16 protein-coding genes are annotated in these 18816 nt (G+C 73.6%); 14 read left to right on the plus strand and 2 right to left on the minus strand.

Annotated features, from left to right (window positions below; genetic code table 11):
* Positions 1-483 precede the first annotated feature (483 nt).
* The 10 genes from ACWDD7_RS05675 to ACWDD7_RS05720 all read left to right on the plus strand — a co-directional run bounded on the left by ACWDD7_RS05675 (position 484) and on the right by ACWDD7_RS05720 (position 12513).
* On the plus strand, positions 484-1299 hold the full coding sequence (locus ACWDD7_RS05675) for a TIGR03084 family metal-binding protein (protein WP_450456467.1): 816 nt from the start codon (positions 484-486) through the stop codon (positions 1297-1299).
* Complete coding sequence (locus tag ACWDD7_RS05680) at positions 1296-2972, plus strand: acyclic terpene utilization AtuA family protein (RefSeq protein WP_450456468.1); 1677 nt, start codon at positions 1296-1298, stop codon at positions 2970-2972. Before ACWDD7_RS05675 ends, ACWDD7_RS05680 begins: the two co-directional genes overlap by 4 nt.
* Entirely contained in the window at positions 2969-4567 is a 1599-nt protein-coding gene (locus tag ACWDD7_RS05685; protein WP_450456469.1) for an acyl-CoA carboxylase subunit beta, read from the plus strand. The genes ACWDD7_RS05680 and ACWDD7_RS05685 overlap by 4 nt, the downstream gene beginning before the upstream one ends.
* Before the next feature lie 5 nt (positions 4568-4572).
* Positions 4573-6414, plus strand: a complete 1842-nt coding sequence (locus ACWDD7_RS05690) for an acetyl/propionyl/methylcrotonyl-CoA carboxylase subunit alpha (protein ID WP_450456470.1) — start codon at positions 4573-4575, stop codon at positions 6412-6414.
* Between the two features lie 82 nt (positions 6415-6496).
* Positions 6497-7657, plus strand: coding sequence for an acyl-CoA dehydrogenase family protein (locus ACWDD7_RS05695; RefSeq protein ID WP_392217854.1), 1161 nt, complete (start codon positions 6497-6499; stop codon positions 7655-7657).
* Positions 7658-7679: 22 nt separating this feature from the next.
* A complete protein-coding gene (locus ACWDD7_RS05700) occupies positions 7680-9248 on the plus strand; it encodes a 4-coumarate--CoA ligase family protein (RefSeq protein ID WP_450456471.1) in 1569 nt (522 codons plus the stop codon).
* Entirely contained in the window at positions 9245-9982 is a 738-nt protein-coding gene (locus ACWDD7_RS05705; RefSeq protein ID WP_351863733.1) for an enoyl-CoA hydratase family protein, read from the plus strand. The genes ACWDD7_RS05700 and ACWDD7_RS05705 overlap by 4 nt, the downstream gene beginning before the upstream one ends.
* A 4-nt stretch (positions 9983-9986) precedes the next feature.
* Positions 9987-10613: a TetR/AcrR family transcriptional regulator gene (locus ACWDD7_RS05710; protein WP_351863736.1), complete on the plus strand. Its 627-nt coding sequence runs from the start codon at positions 9987-9989 to the stop codon at positions 10611-10613.
* 43 nt (positions 10614-10656) lie between these two features.
* Positions 10657-11229: a hypothetical protein gene (locus tag ACWDD7_RS05715; protein WP_351863739.1), complete on the plus strand. Its 573-nt coding sequence runs from the start codon at positions 10657-10659 to the stop codon at positions 11227-11229.
* Positions 11230-11481: 252 nt separating this feature from the next.
* Positions 11482-12513, plus strand: coding sequence for an isopenicillin N synthase family dioxygenase (locus ACWDD7_RS05720; RefSeq protein ID WP_450456472.1), 1032 nt, complete (start codon positions 11482-11484; stop codon positions 12511-12513).
* A 104-nt stretch (positions 12514-12617) separates the two neighbouring features.
* Here ACWDD7_RS05720 and ACWDD7_RS05725 read toward each other — a convergent pair whose 3' ends face one another.
* Positions 12618-13718, minus strand: a complete 1101-nt coding sequence (locus ACWDD7_RS05725; RefSeq protein WP_450456473.1) for a citrate synthase 2 — start codon at positions 13716-13718, stop codon at positions 12618-12620.
* A gap of 131 nt (positions 13719-13849) precedes the next feature.
* Between ACWDD7_RS05725 and pdxH the strand changes: the two genes are divergently transcribed.
* From pdxH to ACWDD7_RS05740, 3 genes are all read left to right on the plus strand, one after another.
* The gene (gene pdxH / locus ACWDD7_RS05730) at positions 13850-14536 is read left to right on the plus strand and encodes a pyridoxamine 5'-phosphate oxidase (RefSeq protein ID WP_351863746.1); all 687 of its coding nucleotides are present in this window, start codon (positions 13850-13852) and stop codon (positions 14534-14536) included.
* 441 nt (positions 14537-14977) lie between these two features.
* The gene (locus ACWDD7_RS05735; RefSeq protein ID WP_392217863.1) at positions 14978-15397 is read left to right on the plus strand and encodes a GNAT family N-acetyltransferase; all 420 of its coding nucleotides are present in this window, start codon (positions 14978-14980) and stop codon (positions 15395-15397) included.
* A gap of 113 nt (positions 15398-15510) precedes the next feature.
* A complete protein-coding gene (locus tag ACWDD7_RS05740) occupies positions 15511-16926 on the plus strand; it encodes a PAS domain-containing protein (RefSeq protein ID WP_450456474.1) in 1416 nt (471 codons plus the stop codon).
* Positions 16927-16936: 10 nt separating this feature from the next.
* On the opposite strand, the gene ACWDD7_RS05745 is transcribed toward ACWDD7_RS05740, so the two are convergent.
* Positions 16937-17692, minus strand: a complete 756-nt coding sequence (locus tag ACWDD7_RS05745; RefSeq protein WP_450456475.1) for an SIS domain-containing protein — start codon at positions 17690-17692, stop codon at positions 16937-16939.
* A 311-nt stretch (positions 17693-18003) separates the two neighbouring features.
* Between ACWDD7_RS05745 and ACWDD7_RS05750 the strand changes: the two genes are divergently transcribed.
* A complete protein-coding gene (locus tag ACWDD7_RS05750; protein WP_351863755.1) occupies positions 18004-18696 on the plus strand; it encodes a metal-dependent transcriptional regulator in 693 nt (230 codons plus the stop codon).
* Positions 18697-18816 lie beyond the last annotated feature (120 nt).

Genomic DNA, 18816 nt, shown 5'->3' on the forward strand with positions numbered 1-18816 from the left:
CGGTCCCCTCCGGGCCCGTCCCCGGTCCCCTCCGGGCCCGCCCCGGCCCGCCCCCGGTCCCCTCCGGGCCCGCCCCCGGTCCCCTCCGGGCCCGCCCCCGGTCCCTTCCCGGCCCGTCCCGGGCCGCCCCTTACGTCTTCTGGTCCGACTCCGATTCACCCCTGGGCCGGCCACGGAGCCCTCCGCGACCGGCGCACTCCGGCCACCCGACCCCAACCCTGGCCCGACCCCAACCCTGGCCCGACCCCAACCCTGGCCCGACCCCAACCCTGGCCCGGCCCCCGGCCCCCGGCCCCCGGCCCCCGGCCTCCGGCCTCCGGCCCCCGGCCCCGGCCCCCGGCCCCCGGCCCCGGCCCCCGGCCCCCGGCCCCCGGCCCCCGACCCCTACCCCCACCCCCACCCCGGCCGCGGCCCCGGAAGGTCGGCTCAATAAATCATGCAAGCACGCTTGATTGTTTCCGGGCCCGCTGCCATGCTCCCCCCATGGCCGACCCGACGCCCGTCATCGACGACCTGCGTGCCGAGAGTGAAGAACTGGACCGGCTGGTGGACCGGTTGACGCCCGATCGATGGGCGCTCGCCACCCCCGCGCCCGGCTGGACCGTCGCCCACCAGATCGCCCACCTCGCCTGGACCGACCGCGCCGCGCTGGCCGCCGTCACCGACGCGGACGCGTTCCGCGCACTGGTGCGGAAGGCGCTGGCCGGCGGCGGTTCCTTCGTGGACGAGGGGGCCGAGGAGAACGCGGGTCTGCCGCCCGCCGAGCTTCTCGCGACCTGGCGGTCCGGGCGCGACGCCCTCGACCGGGCCCTGCGCTCGGCCGAACCCGGCGCCCGTTTCCCCTGGTTCGGCCCGCCGATGGCCGTCGCCTCCATGGCCACCGCCCGCCTCATGGAGACCTGGGCCCACAGCCTGGACGTCGCCGACGCGCTCGGTGTCACCCCCACCCCCACCGACCGTCTGCGCCATGTCGCCCGACTCGGCGTCCGGACCCGGGACTTCGCCTACACCGTCCACGGACTCACCCCGCCCGCCGAGGAGTTCCACGTCCAGCTCACCGCGCCCGGCGGCGAGGTGTGGGCCTACGGCCCCGAGGACGCCCCGCAGCGCGTCACCGGCCCGGCCCTCGACTTCTGCCTCCTCGTCACCCAGCGCGCCCACCGGGACGACCTCGCCCTGACCGCCGTGGGCCCCGACGCGGACCGCTGGCTGGACATCGCCCAGGCCTTCGCGGGGCCACCGGGAAGCGGTCGGGAGCCGAGGAAAGCGGGAGGCCCGTCGGAGGGGTCCGACCGGTGAACCCCCTGCGCATAGGAAACTTCTCCGGCTTCTACGGCGACCGTTTCGACGCCCTGCGCGAGATGCTCACCGGCGGCGAACTCGACGTCCTCACCGGTGACTACCTCGCCGAACTGACCATGCTGATCCTCGCCCGCGACCGGCTGAAGGACCCCGGCGCCGGGTACGCCCGCACGTTCCTGCGCCAGCTGGAGGACTGCCTCGGCCTCGTCCGGGAGCACGGGGTACGGATCGTCACCAACGCGGGCGGGCTCAACCCGGCCGGACTCGCCTCGAAGGTGGGCGAGTTGAGCGACCGGCTCGGCATTCCCCTCCGGGTCGCGCACGTCGAGGGCGACGACCTCACCGCCGCCCACCCCGGCACCCTCGCCGCCCACGCCTACCTCGGCGGGTTCGGCATCGCCGAGTGCCTGCGGGCCGGCGCGGACATCGTCGTCACCGGGCGGGTCACCGACGCGGCCCTCGTCACCGGGCCCGCCGCCGCCCGTTTCGGCTGGGGGCCAGGGGACTTCGACCAGCTCGCCGGCGCCGTCGTCGCCGGGCACGTGCTGGAGTGCGGGACGCAGGCGACCGGCGGGAACTACGCGTTCTTCCGGGACGGCGACGTACGGCGCCCCGGCTTCCCGCTCGCCGAGATCCACGCCGACGGCAGCAGTGTCGTCACCAAGCACCCCGGCACCGGCGGATTCGTGGACATCGGCACGGTCACCGCCCAGCTGCTCTACGAGACCGGGGGCGCCCGGTACGCCGGGCCCGACGTGACCGCCCGCCTGGACAGCGTCCGGCTGAGCCAGGACGGACCGGACCGGGTGCGGATCGAGGGGGTGCGCGGGGAGGCGCCCCCGCCGACCCTCAAGGTCGGGCTCAACCGCCTCGGCGGCTTCCGCAACGAGGTCGTGTTCGTGCTCACGGGGCTCGACATCGAGGCCAAGGCGGATCTGGTCAAGGACCAGCTGGCGCAGCAGCTCGCCACGTCGCCGCCCGCCGACGTCCGGTGGGAACTCGTGCGCACCGACCGCCCCGACGCCGGCACCGAGGAGACCGCGAGCGCCCTGCTGCGTCTCGTCGTACGGGACCCGGACCAGCAGGTCGTGGGGCGGGCGCTGAGCGGGGCGGCCATCGAATTGGCGCTGGCCAGCTACCCCGGGTTCCATGTCCTGGCCCCGCCCGGCAAGGGCGACCCCTACGGGATCTTCGAGGACGCGTACGTGCCCCAGGAGGGCGTGGCCCACACGGCCGTCCTCCCCGAGGGGCGCCCCGTACGGGTTCCCCCGCCGCCTGATACGCGCCCCCTGGAGGAGGCGCCCCCCGCGGACCTCCCCGCCCCGCTCCCGCCCGGTGCCACCCGCCGCGCCCCCCTCGGCCTCGTCGCCGGCGCCCGCAGCGGGGACAAGGGCGGGAACGCCAACGTGGGGGTGTGGGCCCGTACCGACGAGGCGTGGCGGTGGCTCGCGCACGAGCTGACCACCGACCGGTTCCGGGAGCTGCTCCCCGAGTGCCGCGACCTGCCCGTCACCCGCCACCTCCTCCCCGGCCTGCGCGCCCTGAACTTCGTCGTCACCGGCATCCTCGGCGCCGGCGTCGCCTCCCGGCACCGTTTCGACCCGCAGGCCAAGGCCCTCGGCGAATGGCTGCGCTCCCGCCACCTGGACATCCCGGAGGCCCTCCTGTGACCGTCCTCGACACGGCCCTGGACACCCACCACCCCGACTACACGGCCCACCGCGAGGCCATGCTCGCCAAGCTCGCCGAACTGGCGGCGGAGCACGGCAAGGCGCTCGCGGGCGGCGGCGAGAAGTACGTCGGGCGGCACCGCGAGCGCGGCAAGCTGCTCGCCCGCGAACGCATCGAGCTGCTCCTCGACCCGGACACCCCGTTCCTGGAGCTGTCCCCGCTGGCCGCCTGGGGCAGCGAGTACACCGTCGGCGCGTCCCTCGTCACCGGTATCGGGGTGGTCGAGGGCGTGGAGTGCCTGATCACCGCGAACGACCCGACCGTGCGCGGCGGCGCCAGCAATCCGTGGAGCCTGAAGAAGGCCCTGCGCGCCAACGACATCGCGCTCGCCAACCGGCTGCCCTGCATCAGCCTGGTGGAGTCGGGCGGGGCCGACCTGCCGTCGCAGAAGGAGATCTTCATCCCCGGCGGCGCCATCTTCCGCGATCTCACGAGGCTTTCGGCCGCAGGTATCCCGACCATCGCGGTCGTCTTCGGCAACTCCACCGCCGGCGGCGCCTACGTCCCCGGCATGTCCGACCACGTGATCATGGTCAAGGAGCGGGCCAAGGTGTTCCTCGGCGGGCCGCCCCTGGTGAAGATGGCCACCGGCGAGGAGAGCGACGACGAGTCCCTGGGCGGCGCCGAGATGCACGCCCGCGTCTCCGGACTCGCCGACTACTTCGCCGTGGACGAGAGGGACGCCCTGCGGCAGGCGCGGCGGGTGGTCGCCAGGCTCGACCACCGCAAGGCGACCGCCGATCCGGGCCCGGCCGAGCCGCCCAGGTACGACCCCGAGGAACTGCTCGGCATCGTCCCCGGCGACCTCAAGATCCCCTTCGACCCGCGCGAGGTCGTCGCCCGGATCGTGGACGCCTCCGACTTCGACGAGTTCAAACCGCTGTACGGCACCAGCCTGGTGACCGGCTGGGCGGCCCTGCACGGCTACCCGGTCGGCATCCTCGCCAACGCGCAGGGCGTGCTGTTCAGCGAGGAGTCGCAGAAGGCCGCCCAGTTCATCCAGCTCGCCAACCAGCGGAACATCCCGCTGCTCTTCCTGCACAACACCACCGGCTACATGGTGGGCAGGGAGTACGAACAGGGCGGGATCATCAAGCACGGGGCGATGATGATCAACGCGGTGAGCAACAGCCGCGTCCCGCATCTGTCCGTGCTGATGGGCGCGTCGTACGGCGCCGGGCACTACGGCATGTGCGGCCGCGCCTACGACCCCCGCTTCCTGTTCGCCTGGCCCAGCGCCAAGTCCGCCGTCATGGGCCCGCAGCAGCTGGCGGGCGTGCTGTCGATCGTCGCGCGGCAGTCGGCGGCGGCGAAGGGGCAGCCGTACGACGAGGACGCGGACGCGGCCCTGCGCGCCATGGTGGAGCAGCAGATCGAGTCCGAGTCGCTGCCCCTGTTCCTGTCCGGGCGGCTGTACGACGACGGCGTCATCGACCCGCGCGACACCCGCACCGTCCTCGGCCTGTGCCTCTCCGCGATCCACACCGCCCCCTACGAGGGCGTGCGCGGCGGCTTCGGCGTCTTCCGGATGTGAGGTCCATGATCCAGACACTGCTGGTCGCCAACCGGGGCGAGATCGCCTGCCGGATCTTCCGTACCTGCGCCGACCTGGGCATCCGTACGGTCGCCGTGCACTCGGACGCCGACGGAGACGCCCTCCACACCCGCCTGGCGGACACGGCGGTACGGCTGCCGGGCGCGGCCCCCGCCGACACCTATCTGCGCGGCGACCTGATCGTGAAGGCCGCCCTCGCCGCCGGCGCCGACGCCGTGCACCCCGGCTACGGCTTCCTCTCCGAGAACCCGGACTTCGCCCGGGAGGTCCTGGACGCCGGCCTGACCTGGATCGGGCCGTCCCCCGAGGCCATCGAGGCCATGGCCTCCAAGACGCGCGCCAAGCGGCTGATGGGCCTGGAACCCCTGGGGGAGGTCACCCAGGGGGATCTGCCGGTGCTGGTGAAGGCGGCGGCGGGCGGCGGCGGGCGCGGGATGCGGATCGTGCGCCGCCTGGACGAGCTCCAGGCCGCCCTGGAGGGCGCGCGCGCCGAGGCCGCGAGCGCGTTCGGGGACGGCGAGGTCTTCGTGGAGCCGTACATCGAGCACGGCCGCCACATCGAGGTGCAGATCCTCGCCGACACCCACGGCACCGTCTGGCCGCTCGGCACCCGCGACTGCTCCCTCCAGCGCCGCCACCAGAAGGTCGTCGAGGAGGCCCCGGCACCCGGTCTCCCCGAACGGCTCGCGCGGGAGCTGCGCGCGCTGGCGGTACGCGCCGCCCGCGCCGTCTCCTACGTCGGCGCGGGCACCGTGGAGTTCCTGGTCGCCGAAGGGCGGGCGCACTTCCTGGAGATGAACACCCGCCTCCAGGTCGAACACCCGGTGACGGAGGCGGTGTTCGGGCTCGACCTCGTCGCCGAGCAGATCCGCGTCGCCGAGGGCCACGCCCTGGAGAAGGACCCGCCCGACCCGCGCGGGCACGCGATCGAGGCCCGCCTCTACGCCGAGGACCCCGCCCGCGACTGGGCCCCGCAGACCGGCACCCTGCACCGGCTCGCCGTACCGTCCGGTGTCCGCCTCGACACCGGGTACACCGACGGCGACCCCATCGGCGTCCACTACGACCCGATGCTCGCCAAGCTCGTCGCCCACGCCCCGACCAGGGCGGAGGCGATCCGGCGGCTCGCGGGCGCCCTGGAGGCGGCGGCGGTCCACGGCCCGGTCACCAACCGCGACCTGCTCGTCCGCTCCCTGCGCCACGAGGAGTTCACGGCCGGCCGCATGGACACCGGCTTCTACGACCGTCACCTCGCCGCCCTCACGGCCCCCGCCCCCGACCCCCTCGCCCCGCTGGCCGCCGCCCTCGCCGACGCCCACGGCCGCTCCCGCTTCGGCGGCTGGCGCAACGTGCCCTCCCAGCCGCAGGTGAAGCGGTACGAGGTCGCCGGGGAGGAGGCCGAGGTCCACTACCGGCACACCCGCGAGGGCCTGGCGGCGGACGGGGTACGGGTCGTACACGCCGACGCGCGGACCGTCGTCCTCGAAGCGGACGGTGTACGGCGGAAGTTCCAGGTGGCGCGGTACGGCGACGAGGTCCACGTCAACGCCGAGCGGCTGATCGCGCTGCCCCGCTTTCCCGACCCCGCCGCCCAGCTCGCTCCCGGCTCGCTGGTGGCCCCGATGCCCGGCACGGTCGTACGCGTCGCCGAAGGACTGGCGGAAGGGGCCACGGTCACCGCCGGCCAGCCCCTGATCTGGCTGGAGGCGATGAAGATGCAGCACCAGATCTCGGCCCCGACCGCGGGAACCCTCGTCTCCCTGCACGCCGAGCCGGGACAGCAGGTGGAGCCCGGCCTGCTGCTGGCGGTGGTGCGGCCGACGTGAACGGGCGCGGGGCCGTACCGATGTGCGGCCGCCACCGCGCGAGCGCGAGCAACCCCAGACAACCCGCACGCGGAGGAATCGCATGACCACCCTCGTCGAATCCGAAGAGCACAAAGCACTCCGAGCCGCGGTATCCGCGCTCGGCAACCGCTACGGCCGCGACTACGTCGCCCGCACCCTCGCCGAGGGCAAGCCCCCCACCGAACTCTGGTCCGAGGCCGGGAAGCTCGGTTACCTCGGCGTCAACCTCCCCGAGGAGTACGGCGGCGGAGGCGGCGGCATCACCGAACTGTCCATCGTGCTGGAGGAGTTGGGTGCGGCCGGCTCTCCCCTCCTCATGCTCGTCGTGTCCCCCGCCATCTGCGGCACCGTGATCTCCCGCTTCGGCACCGAGGCGCAGAAACGTCAGTGGCTGCCCGGCCTCGCCGACGGCACGAAACTCATGGCCTTCGGCATCACCGAGCCCGACGCCGGTTCCAACAGCCACCGCATCACCACCACCGCCCGCCGCGACGGCACGGACTGGCTGCTCACCGGCCGCAAGGTCTTCATCTCGGGCGTGGACATGGCTGACGCGGTGCTGATCGTCGGCCGCACCGAGGACGCCCGCACCGGACGCCTCAAGCCCTGCCTCTTCATCGTGCCGACGGACGCGCCCGGTTTCGACAAGCGGCCGATCGACATGGAACTCAAGGCCGCGGAGAAGCAGTTCGAGCTGGTCCTCGACGACGTACGGCTGTCCGCGGACGCGCTCGTCGGTGACGAGGACGCCGGCCTGCTCCAGCTGTTCGCGGGGCTCAACCCGGAACGCATCATGACGGCCGCGTTCGGGGTCGGGATGGGCCGGTACGCGCTCGGCAGGGCCATCGAGTACGCCCGCGACCGTACCGTCTGGAAGACGCCCATCGGCGCCCACCAGGCGATCGCGCACCCCCTGGCGCAGGCGCACATCGACCTGGAGCTGGCCCGGCTGATGATGCAGAAGGCGGCGCACCTCTACGACGCCGGCGACGACATCGGCGCGGGCGAGGCCGCCAACATGGCCAAGTACGCGGCCGGGGAGGCCTGTGTGAAGGCCGTGGACCAGGCCGTGCACACGCTCGGCGGCAACGGGCTCACCCGCGAGTTCGGGCTCGCCTCGCTGATCACGGCCGCGCGCGTGGCGCGTATCGCCCCGGTGAGCCGGGAAATGATCCTCAACTACGTCTCCCACCAGACCCTGGGTCTGCCCAAGTCGTACTGAGCCGCAGCCGCCTGGAGGAACCGTGTTCCACAGCGAGTACGCAGACGTCCCGCCCGTCGACCTTCCCATCCACGAGGCCGTGCTGGGTCACGCGGCCGCGTTCGGTGACCGGCCCGCCCTCGTCGACGGCACGGACGGGACCACGCTCACGTACGAGCAGGTGGACCGGTTCCACCGGCGACTGGCCGCCGCGTTCGCCGAGGCGGGCGTGCGCAAGGGCGACGTCCTCGCGCTGCACAGCCCCAACACGATCGCCTTCCCGACCGCCTTCTACGCCGCCACCCGCGCGGGTGCCACCGTCACCACGGCCCACCCGCTCGCCACCGCCGAGGAGCTGGCCAAGCAGCTGCGGGACAGCGCGGCCCGCTGGCTGGTGACCGTCTCCCCGCTGCTGGCGACCGCCCGCCGCGCCGCCGAACTCGCGGGCGGTGTACGGGAGATCTTCGTGTGCGACAGCGCCCCCGGGCACCGTTCGTTGATCGACATGCTCGGCACGACGGCGCCCGAGCCGGAGACCGTCTTCGACCCGGCCGAGGACGTCGCGGCGCTGCCGTACTCCTCCGGCACCACCGGCGTACCGAAGGGCGTGATGCTCACGCACCGGCAGATCGGCACGAATCTCGCCCAGTTGGAGTCGGTCGCGCCGACCGGCCCCGGCGAACGCATCCTCGCCGTACTGCCGTTCTTCCACATCTACGGCCTGACCGCCCTCATGAACGCGCCCCTGCGGCTCGGCGGCACGGTCGTCGTGCTGCCCCGCTTCGACCTGGAGACCTTCCTCGGCGCGATCGAGAAGCACCGCATCACCGGCCTCTACGTCGCCCCGCCGATCGTCCTCGCCCTCGCCAAGCACCCGGCGGTCACCCGCTACGACCTGTCCTCCCTGGAGTACGTCCTGTGCGCCGCCGCCCCGCTGGACGCCGGGCTCGCCCGCGCCTGCGCCCGGCGCCTGGGCCTGCCCCCGATCGGCCAGGCCTACGGCATGACGGAACTGTCCCCGGGCACCCATGTCGTCCCCCTCGACCGGCTGCGCGAGGCGCCCGCCGGGACCGTCGGCAAGCTGATCGCGGGCACCGAGATGCGGATCGTCTCCCTGGACGACCCCGGCCGGGACCTCGGCACGGGCGAGGCCGGGGAGATCCTGATCCGGGGACCCCAGGTGATGAAGGGGTACCTCGGGCGGCCCGAGGCCACCGCCGCGCTGGTCGACGCGGACGGCTGGCTGCACACCGGCGACGTGGGCCGGGTCGACGGCGACGGCTGGCTGTTCGTGGTGGACCGGGTGAAGGAACTCATCAAGTACAAGGGTTTCCAGGTGGCACCCGCCGAACTGGAGGCCCTGCTGCTCGCCCACCCCGGCATCGCCGACGCGGCCGTCATCGGCACGTACGACGAGGACGGCAACGAGGTGCCGCACGCCTTCGTCGTCCGCCGGTCCGAGGGCGACGAACCGACCGAGACCGACGTGCTGCTCCACGTCGCCGAGCGCGTCGCACCGTACAAACGCGTCCGCAGGGTCACCTTCACCGACAGCGTGCCGCGCGCCGCCTCCGGGAAGATCCTGCGGCGACAGCTCAGGGAGCGCATATGACCGTACCCCTCGGACGCTCGCGCACGCGCGGCGTCGAGACCCTCAGCCTGGACGCCACCGGCACCCGCAACGCGCTGTCCGCGTCGCTCGTCACCGGCCTCGCCGACGCGCTGGCCGAGTGCGGCAAGGACCCGGACGTACGGGCCGTCGTCCTCACCCACACCGGCACCACCTTCTCGGCCGGCGCCGACCTGCGCGAACCACCGCACCCGGACGCGCTGGTCGGGCTGCTGCGGCAGCTCGTCGAACTGCCCAAGCCGGTGCTCGCCCGGGTCACCGGACACGTCCGCGCGGGCGGCCTCGGGCTGCTCGCCGCCTGCGACATGGCCTTCGCCTCCGCGGCGGCCACCTTCGCCTTCACCGAGGTCCGCATCGGCGTGGCCCCCGCGGTGATCTCCCTGCCGCTGCTGCCGCGCACCGACCCGCGCGCCCTGGCCCGCTACTACCTCACCGGCGAGCGCTTCGGCCCCGACGAGGCCGTGCGCACCGGCCTGCTCACCGCCGCCGCCGACGACGTGGACGAGGCCCTGGCACCCGCCCTTGACGGGCTGCGGCGCTCCGCGCCCGAGGCCCTGGCGGAGACGAAACGGCTGCTCACGGCTAGGGTGCTGGAAACATTCGACCGGGACGCGGCCGCCCTGACCGCGCTCTCGGCCCGGCTGTTCGCCTCCGACCGGGCCCGGGAGGGGATGACGGCCTTCCTGGAGAAACGGGACCCGGCATGGGTGGTGTGAGCAGATGAGGACGACGGCCGACCGCGCCCGCGGGCCCCGGGCGGACCGCGACCGGCTGCCCAAACAGGACCGCAGCCGCGCCACCCGGCAGCGGCTCCTGGAGGCCGCCGTCGCCTGTCTCGCCGACCACGGCTGGGCGGGCTCCACGGTCGCCGTCGTCGCCGAACGCGCCGGGGTCTCCCGGGGCGCCGCCCAGCACCACTTCCCGACCCGCGAGGACCTGTTCACCGCGGCCGTCGAGTACGTCGCCGAAGAGCGCTCCACCGCGCTGCGCGAACTCTTCCCCGAGGGCGCGGAGGGCGACCGCCGGGCCGTCGTCACCGCCCTGGTCGACCTCTACACCGGCCCCCTCTTCCGGGCCGCCCTGCAACTGTGGGTGGCCGCCTCCAACGAGGAGCAGCTGCGCGGCCGGGTCACCGAACTGGAGGCCCGCGTCGGCCGCGAGACCCATCGCATCGCCGTGGACCTCCTCGGCGCCGACGAGTCCCGGCCCGGCGTCCGGGAGACCGTGCAGGGCCTGCTCGACATGGCCCGCGGCCTCGGCCTCGCCAACGTCCTCACCGACGACACGGCGCGGCGGGAACGGGTCGTCGCGCAGTGGGCCGACCTGGTGGAGGCGTCGCTCGGCTGAGGCGCCGACGCCGTTGTCGGCGGGGGCCGTTAACGTGGCGGGCATGGGGGACCACTTCCAGACGATCGTCGATCTCGACGCGACCGCGGCCGACGCGCCACGCCTGGCCGAGCGGGTGCTCGGCGTGCTCGTGACCGAGGGCGTCGTGCTGCCCGAGGGCACCGACCGGCCCTTCGGCGGGCACCTGCCGGGGCCGCACTGGCACAAGGCGGCGGGCCCGGGAAAGACCGACTGGGCGCCGACCGACGGTCTGACCGTGCACACCGGGCGCACGGTCTTCCACGGCGGACAGGGCGACGCCGAGTGGGTGCGCTGCCCGCGCTGTGCGGCGACCACCCGGCTGCTCACCGACGAGTACGACTGGATCGACGCGGCGTGGGAGCCGTACGGGCGGGCGGTGAGCCGCTGGCAGGAGACGGGCGAGGCGGCTGTCACCTGCCCCGGCTGCACCGCCACCGTCCCGCTGACCGAGTGGACATGGGCGGACGACTACTACGCCTTCGGCTACCTGGGCTTCGAGTTCTGGAACTGGCCGGAGTTCGGGGAGGCGTTCCGCGGGCTGGTCGCCGACGCGCTGGGCGGGCACCGGACGACCCTGGTGTGGGGCAAGTTCTGAGCGGTTCGGCGGGCGGTCCCGGGGAGTGAGGCGGGCCACATCCGTATCCCGGCGCGCGCAGTACGCTGGGCCCATGCTTCCGATGCTCGTTCGCCGCCGCCACGTGGACTACGTGCGCGTCACGAGCACGGGCTGTCGGCGCCGCGCCGCCTGATCAGCCCCCCGACGCACCTCTCTTTCTTCCTTGTCCGGCACCTGGGGGCCGCGTACCCCTTGCGGCCGCCCGTGCCCCGTACACCCTGCGGACACACCATGACCTCGCACATCGCGACGACCCCGTCGTACGACCAGCTGCCCGTCATCGATCTCTCGGCCGCCGACCGCGGCCCGGAGGACCGTGCCCTGCTCCACGCCCGGCTGCACAGCGCCGCGCACGACGTCGGCTTCTTCCAGCTCGTCGGGCACGGCGTGAGCGTGGCCGAGACCGACGCGCTCCGTACCGCCATGCGCGCCTTCTTCGACCTTCCCGAGGCCGACCGGCTGGCGCTGGACAACGTCAACTCCCCGCATTTCCGCGGCTATACGCGCACCGGCGACGAGCGCACCGGCGGCGCCCGCGACTGGCGCGACCAGCTCGACATCGGCGCCGAGCGTCCCGCCCGCGTGCCGGGTCCCGGTGAGCCGCCGTACTGGTGGCTCCAGGGCCCCAACCAGTGGCCGGCCGCCCTGCCCGAGCTGCGCACCGCCGCCCTCGCCTGGATCGACCGGCTCAGCGCGGTCGCCCGGCGGCTGCTGCACGAGCTGCTGACCGCCATCGGCGCCCCCGCCGACTTCTACGACCCGATCTTCGGCGACCGGGCCCACCCGCACCTCAAGCTGGTCCGCTACCCCGGCAGCGCGGGCGACGGCGCGGACCAGGGCGTCGGCGCCCACAAGGACTACGGCTTCCTCACCCTGCTCCTCCAGGACACCGTCGGCGGGCTCCAGGTCCAGCGCGAGGACGGCCGCTTCCACGACGTGCCGCCGCTGGAGAACGCCTTCGTCGTCAACCTCGGCGAACTCCTTGAGGTCGCCACCAACGGCTACCTCCTCGCCACCAACCACCGCGTGGTCAGCCCGCCCGGAGCGACGGAACGTTTCTCGATCCCGTTCTTCTACAACCCCCGCCTGGACGGGAAGGTCGCGCCCCTCCCCTTCCCGCACTCCACGCGGGCCCCGGGCGTCACCACGGACCCGACGAACCCCCTGTTCGCGGAGTACGGCTACAACGAACTGAAGGGCAAGCTGCGGGCGCATCCGCTGGTGGCGGAGCGGCACCACGGGAACCTGCTGACACCGGCCTAGGCGGCGGCGTCCCGCAGGGGCGCGGGGCGGAGCCGATGTGCGGCTCCGCCGCGTGGGCGGGACCGGAAAACGTCCGCGGCCGCCCACGCGCCCTCGGCCACCCCCTATCGGGCGATGTCCGCGTACCCCTCGATGTCCTGAGGGCGGCGGGGACCGGGCCCCACATACCGCGCGGTCGGCCGCACCAGCCTCCCCGTCCGCTTCTGTTCCAGCATGTGTGCCGACCACCCCGCGGTCCGCGCGCACGTGAACATGGACGTGAACATGTGCGCCGGCACCTCCGCGAAGTCGAGCATGATCGCCGCCCAGAACTCCACGTTCGTGGCCAGCACCCGGTCGGGCCGGCGGTTGTGCAGCTCCTCCAGCGCGGCCTTCTCCAGCGCCTCGGCCACCTCGAACCTCGGCGCCCCCAACTCCCGCGCCGTGCGCCGCAGCACCCGCGCCCGCGGGTCCTCCGCCCGGTACACCCGGTGTCCGAACCCCATGAGCCGCTCCCCCCGGTCGAGGGCCCGCTTGACGTACCCCTCCGCGTCCCCGGTGCGCTCGATCTCCTCGATCATCCCGAGCACCCGGGAGGGCGCGCCGCCGTGCAGCGGCCCGGACATGGCGCCGACGGCACCGGACAGCGCCGCGGCGACATCCGCGCCGGTGGAGGCGATGACCCGCGCGGTGAATGTGGACGCGTTCATGCCGTGTTCCGCGGCGGACGTCCAGTACGCGTCGACCGCGGCGACATGCCGGGGGTCCGGCTCCCCGCGCCAGCGGATCATGAACCGTTCCACGACCGACCCGGCCTTGTCGATCTCCCGTTGCGGCACCATCGGCAGGCCCTGTCCGCGGGCGGACTGGGCGACGTACGACAGGGCCATGACGGCGGCCCGCGCCAGGTCGTCGCGGGCCTGCGCCGCGTCGATGTCGAGGAGGGGCTTGAGCCCCCAGACGGGAGCGAGCATGGCGAGCGCGGACTGGACGTCCACGCGGATGTCGCCGGAGTGCACCGGGATGGGGAAGGGCTCGGCGGGCGGGAGGCCGGGGTTGAAGGAGCCGTCGACCAGCAGGCCCCAGACGTTGCCGAAGGAGACATGGCCGACCAGATCCTCGATGTCGACGCCCCGGTAGCGCAGGGCACCGCCTTCCTTGTCCGGTTCGGCGATCTCCGTCTCGAACGCTACGACTCCTTCGAGCCCGGGTACGAAGTCGGACATCAGGCGGCTCCTCGTGCTGGGGCGGCGCGGCTCTGAACGGGCCTGGAATCAGCACGATAACCCCGTATGTCTCAGTTGTAGAGACTTGACGACACTGAGTGCCAGGCCCGTAGATACGGCAAGATGACCGGGTGACCGACCGCGAACCTCTCCCGGATCCCGTCCTCGACCCCGCCGCGATGCGCAAGCAGTACCGGGCCGACGGACTCGCCGAACAGGACCTGGCCACGCATCCCATGGATCAGTTCGCACGCTGGTTCGAGGATGCGGCCCGCGCGGCCTTGCACGGCACGCTCTACGAGCCCAACGCCATGGTCGTCGCCACGGCGGACGCCGAGGGGCGGCCCAGTACCCGCACGGTCCTGATGAAGCAGTTCGACACCGAGGGCTTCGTCTTCTACACGAACTACGACTCCCGCAAAGGCCGGGACCTCGCGGCGAACCCGCATGTCTCGCTGCTCTTCCCCTGGCACCCGCTGGCCCGGCAGGTCGTCGTCACGGGCACCGCGCGGCGCACCGGCCGGGACGAGACCGCGGCGTACTTCCGCGTCCGTCCGCACGGCTCCCAGCTGGGCGCGTGGGCCAGCGCGCAGTCCACGGTGGTCGGCTCACGCGCGGAACTGGACGCCGCGTACGCCGAGTTGGAGTCCCGCTATCCCGAGGGCGAACAGGTGCCGGTGCCGCCGCACTGGGGCGGCTTCCGCGTCGTCCCCGAGACGATCGAGTTCTGGCAGGGCCGGGAGAACCGGTTGCACGACCGCCTGCGCTACACCGCCCGCCCGGACGGCACCTGGCAGGTCGACCGCCTCAGCCCCTGAGGACGCCGGGACTCCTGAAGACGCCGGGACTCCTGAAGGCGCCGGCGCTCCGGGTGTCCCGAGGGGCCCGAGAGCGCAGACGACCCGCGGGCTGGGTTCCTCCTCGGAGGAGCCGGCCGGACGTACCGGCAGCCCGCGGGTCGGGTGACTGCTTGGGATTGGGCCGGCTGCACGCGTCTGTCACGTGCCGGTCCGGCACCGCACTGGGTGTGGTGACGAGCCGCTAGCCCGCAGCCACCTCACGCGTCCGGTATTCACACATCTGCCGAACCACCTCCCTTCCGTGTGCCTACAGCGTAGGAACCGGCCGGGGAGGGCTCAACTGTTTTTTTCGCGGACACGGTCCGGGAGTCTCCGGCTGGTCCGAATGGGGGAGCGGATTCGGTGGTAGGACTGCACGCTGTGACTGGTCTTCGGATCGCCCTGGTCGAGGGCGATGACATGCTGGAGCAGTGGCGGTACGTGCACAACACGGTGGTGCCGCCCGCGGCGATGTCGCCGTCGCAGGCGCGGGTGCGCAGGGAGCGGTACCGGCTGGAGAACGCGTACGCCGGGGACGTCCTCGTGGGCTGCTCGACCGTGCGGCCGCCGGTGGGGGAGGAGCGGGTGGCGACCGTGATCGCGCGGGTGCTGCCGGAGTTCCGGCGGCGCGGGTTCGGGACGGTGATCTACGGGAACGCGCTGGACCGGGCGCGCGCCCTGGGGGCGGGCGTCGTGGAGACCTGCGTACTGGCGGCGAACGGCGACGGGCTGCGGTTCGCCGTTCGGCGGGGGTTCGTGGAGGTCGAGCGCTACGTGCTGGACGGGGAGCGGGAGGAATGGGTCGACCTGCGGCTTCGGGTGGAGAGGGCAGGGGGTTGATTCGGGCCGTCTTGAGGGAACAGGATGTGGGCTGCGTCACGTTCGAGTTGAATGAGGGGCAGTGAGCGGAACGGGCGCCTTACGTGCGCCGATGCAGCGTGCAGGGGGTCCAGGTGAGTGCTTCCCGGCGGAGTGGGGCCACCGATGAACTGGGGCCCGACGAGCCCGGTGCGTCCGGCGAGCCGGGCGAGTCCGGCGGCGCCGATCTGCTGGCCGCGCTGCTCGACGGCATGGACGCGGCACTGTGCGCCTTCGACGCCGACGGGGTCGTCACCCACTGGAACCGCGAGGCCGAGCGGATTCTCGGCTGGAGCGCCGAGGAGGCCGTGGGGCGGAGCGGGTTCGCCGGCTGGGCCGTGCGCAGCGCCGACGCCGAGGAGGTCCGGACCCGGCTGCTGTCCGCGATGCGGGCGCCCGGGCGGCAGGTGCACGAGTTCGCGCTGCTGACGAAGGACGGCGGGCGGGTCCTCGTACGCACCCAGTCCGCCGCCGTGCGAGGGCCCGGCGGCGAACCCGCCGGGGTGTACTGCGCCTTCAGCGAGGTGCACGCGCAGATCGACCTGGAGCGCTCGATCGCGCTGAGCGAGGCGCTGTTCGAGGACGCCGACTGGGGCGTCGTCCTCGTCGACGCCGATCTGCGGCCCGCGGTGCTCAACGCGCATGCCGCGCGGGCCCTCGGCATCGGCCGCGCGTCCGCGCTGGGGCGGCCGCTCGGCGAGCTGCTCTCGCAGGGCGTGGAGGAGCTGGAGACCGCGCTGACCCATGTCCTCGCCGAGGGCGCGCCGCCCGCGCCCGCCGAGATCTGGGTGACCCTGCGCGATCCCGCCGAGGGCGAGCAACGCCGGTGCTGGCGCAACGCCTTCCTGCCGCTCGCCTCGCCGCTCGCCGAGGAACCCGTGCCGCTCGGGGTCGGTTGGCTCTTCCGGGACGTCACCGAGGCCAAACGGGGCGAGCAGGAGGCCGCGCTGCTGCGGTTCCGCACCAAGCAGCTGCACCGCGCCGCCCGCGCCGCCGCCGAGTGCGAGGACCCGCTGGAAGCGGCCACGGTCCACCTCGACTACGCCCTTGCCGGGTTCGCCGACCACGCCCTGATCGACCGGCTCGCGGACGCGCCGCGCGCCGAGGCCCCGGCCGGGGCGGGGGCGGTACGACTCGTGCGGCTCGCCGCCACGCCCGCCGGGGCACCGGGGCCGAGCGTGCTCACCGGGGCCGCCGGGCTGCCCGTGCGCTACGAACCGGGGCATCCGGCGCTGAGCTGCGTGGAGCGCACCGGGTGCGTGCGCGCGGACGCCGGGTCGGTGCCCGCCGAGCTGGCCCGGGAGTGGGCGCTGCGCCGGCAGTGGCCCGGCGACGCGGTGCACGCCCTGTGCGCGGTGCTGCGCAGCCGGGGCCGCACGATCGGCGTCGTCACCTTCCTGCGCGGCGCCGCGCGCACGCCCTTCGAGCGCTCCGACGCGTCGTACGCCGAGGACGTGGCGCTGCGGATAGCGGCGGCGCTGGACCTCGCGGGGGCGACGCGGAAGCGCTGAGCCCCTGTGTTCAGCGGCGGTAGAAGATGCGGTCGCCGTACTCGTCCATCACCCGGGTGTTCCAGTCGTGGCCGCCGTCCACGTTCCCGGAGCGCAGCAGCGGGGGCTCGATGCCGCGGTCGGCGAGGGTGGCGGCGGTGGTCGCCATGACGGCCTGCATCAGCGCCGTGGTGGCCACCGTGGAGGCGGGGGCGAAGGGGGCCGGGATGGTGTCGAGGGTCAGCTCCGCGTCGCCGATCGCGATCTTCGAGTCGAGGACGAGGTCGCAGTGGTCCCTCAGGAACGTGCCCGAGGAGTGCCGGGACGCCGTCTCCGTCGCGTACGCCACCGAGGTCACGCCGATCACCTTGATGCCGAGGGCGCGGGCGCGCTGCGCCATCTCGACGGGGAGGGCGTTGCGGCCCGACAGGGAGATGATCACGAGGGCGTCGCCCGCGCGCAGCGGCGAGGTGTCGAGCACGGCGCTCGCGAGGCCGTCGACGCGTTCCAGCGCGGAGCCGAGGGTGGCGGGGGTGACGTCCACGCCCACGACGCCGGGGACGGTGAGCAGGTTCATCAGGGCGAGGCCGCCGGCCCGGTAGACGACGTCCTGGGCGGCGAGGGAGGAGTGGCCGGCGCCGAACGCGAACAGGCGGCCGCCGGCCGCGACGGTGTCGGCGAGCAGGGCGGCGGCGGACCCGATCGCCTCGGCCTCTTCCTCTCTGAGCCGTCGCAGGAGGTTGATGGCGGCGTCGAAGAACAGGTCGGCGGGCGTGCCGTCGCTCATGCGGTGCCCCTTCGCAGCGGTCCGTGTCGCGGATCACGGTGCGGTCTGGACCAGTGCGGTGTCAATACGGCCGCGGGTTCTCGTGGAGCGACCCGGGCAGGACGCCCCGCGAGCCGCGGAGCGGAATCGATCCGCGGCTTTGGCGCGGGGGCGCGAGCGGCCACGAGGGGCCCGCGCCCGGCCGGTTGCCCGCACCACCCGGAACCCGCCCCGTTCCCACCGCTGACGCCCGCTTGTCAGTCCGATCCGGCAGAATTGGGTTGAGGCCGACGCACGCGCCGGGTGCCGGCAGAGGTAATCGAGGGGCACGTATGTCCGGACTGATCGACACCACGGAGATGTATCTCCGCACCATCCTCGAACTGGAGGAGGAAGGCGTCGTCCCCATGCGCGCCCGCATCGCGGAGCGGCTGGACCAGAGCGGGCCGACGGTGAGCCAGACCGTCGCGCGCATGGAGCGGGACGGCCTGGTGTCCGTGGCCAGCGACCGCCACCTGGAGCTGACCGGCGAGGGCCGCAGGCTCGCCACCCGTGTCATGCGCAAGCACCGCCTCGCCGAGTGCCTGCTCGTCGACGTGATCGGCCTGGAGTGGGAGCAGGTGCACGCCGAGGCCTGCCGCTGGGAGCACGTCATGAGCGAGGCCGTCGAGCGCCGCGTCATGGAGCTGCTGCGGCACCCGACCGAGTCGCCGTACGGCAACCCGATCCCCGGCCTTGAGGAGCTGGGCGAGAAGGACGGCGCCGATCCGTTCCTGGACGAGAGCATGGTCTCGCTCGCCGACCTGGACGCGGGCACCGACGGCAAGACGGTCGTCGTACGCCGCATCGGCGAGCCCATCCAGATGGACGCGCAGCTGATGTACACCCTGCGCCGGGCCGGTGTGCAGCCCGGTTCGGTGGTCAGCGTGACCGAGTCGCCCGGCGGGGTGCTGGTCGGCAGCGGTGGCGAGGCGGCCGAGCTGGAGGCCGACGTGGCCTCCCACGTGTTCGTCGCCAAGCGCTGACCCGCGGACCCCTCGAAGACAGAGGGCCCCGGCGCCTTCCGGCGCCGGGGCCGTCCTCCCCTGCGCTGACCCGGAGCCCCGAGCTCTCAGGGTCAGTCCCCCTCGGACCGTTTTTCCCCG

Source organism: Streptomyces sp. NPDC001056, assembly GCF_053598955.1.

What these genes read in the sequence shown, in the direction of transcription:
- ACWDD7_RS05675 (WP_450456467.1), top strand. Translation starts at nt 484, where the DNA reads ATGGCCGACCCGACGCCCGTCATCGACGACCTGCGTGCCGAGAGTGAA.
- ACWDD7_RS05690 (WP_450456470.1), top strand. Translation starts at nt 4,573, where the DNA reads ATGATCCAGACACTGCTGGTCGCCAACCGGGGCGAGATCGCCTGCCGG.
- ACWDD7_RS05695 (WP_392217854.1), top strand. Translation starts at nt 6,497, where the DNA reads ATGACCACCCTCGTCGAATCCGAAGAGCACAAAGCACTCCGAGCCGCG.
- ACWDD7_RS05705 (WP_351863733.1), top strand. Translation starts at nt 9,245, where the DNA reads ATGACCGTACCCCTCGGACGCTCGCGCACGCGCGGCGTCGAGACCCTC.
- ACWDD7_RS05710 (WP_351863736.1), top strand. Translation starts at nt 9,987, where the DNA reads ATGAGGACGACGGCCGACCGCGCCCGCGGGCCCCGGGCGGACCGCGAC.
- ACWDD7_RS05715 (WP_351863739.1), top strand. Translation starts at nt 10,657, where the DNA reads ATGGGGGACCACTTCCAGACGATCGTCGATCTCGACGCGACCGCGGCC.
- ACWDD7_RS05720 (WP_450456472.1), top strand. Translation starts at nt 11,482, where the DNA reads ATGACCTCGCACATCGCGACGACCCCGTCGTACGACCAGCTGCCCGTC.
- ACWDD7_RS05725 (WP_450456473.1), bottom strand. Translation starts at nt 13,718, where the DNA reads ATGTCCGACTTCGTACCCGGGCTCGAAGGAGTCGTAGCGTTCGAGACG.
- ACWDD7_RS05735 (WP_392217863.1), top strand. Translation starts at nt 14,978, where the DNA reads ATGCTGGAGCAGTGGCGGTACGTGCACAACACGGTGGTGCCGCCCGCG.
- ACWDD7_RS05745 (WP_450456475.1), bottom strand. Translation starts at nt 17,692, where the DNA reads ATGAGCGACGGCACGCCCGCCGACCTGTTCTTCGACGCCGCCATCAAC.
- ACWDD7_RS05750 (WP_351863755.1), top strand. Translation starts at nt 18,004, where the DNA reads ATGTCCGGACTGATCGACACCACGGAGATGTATCTCCGCACCATCCTC.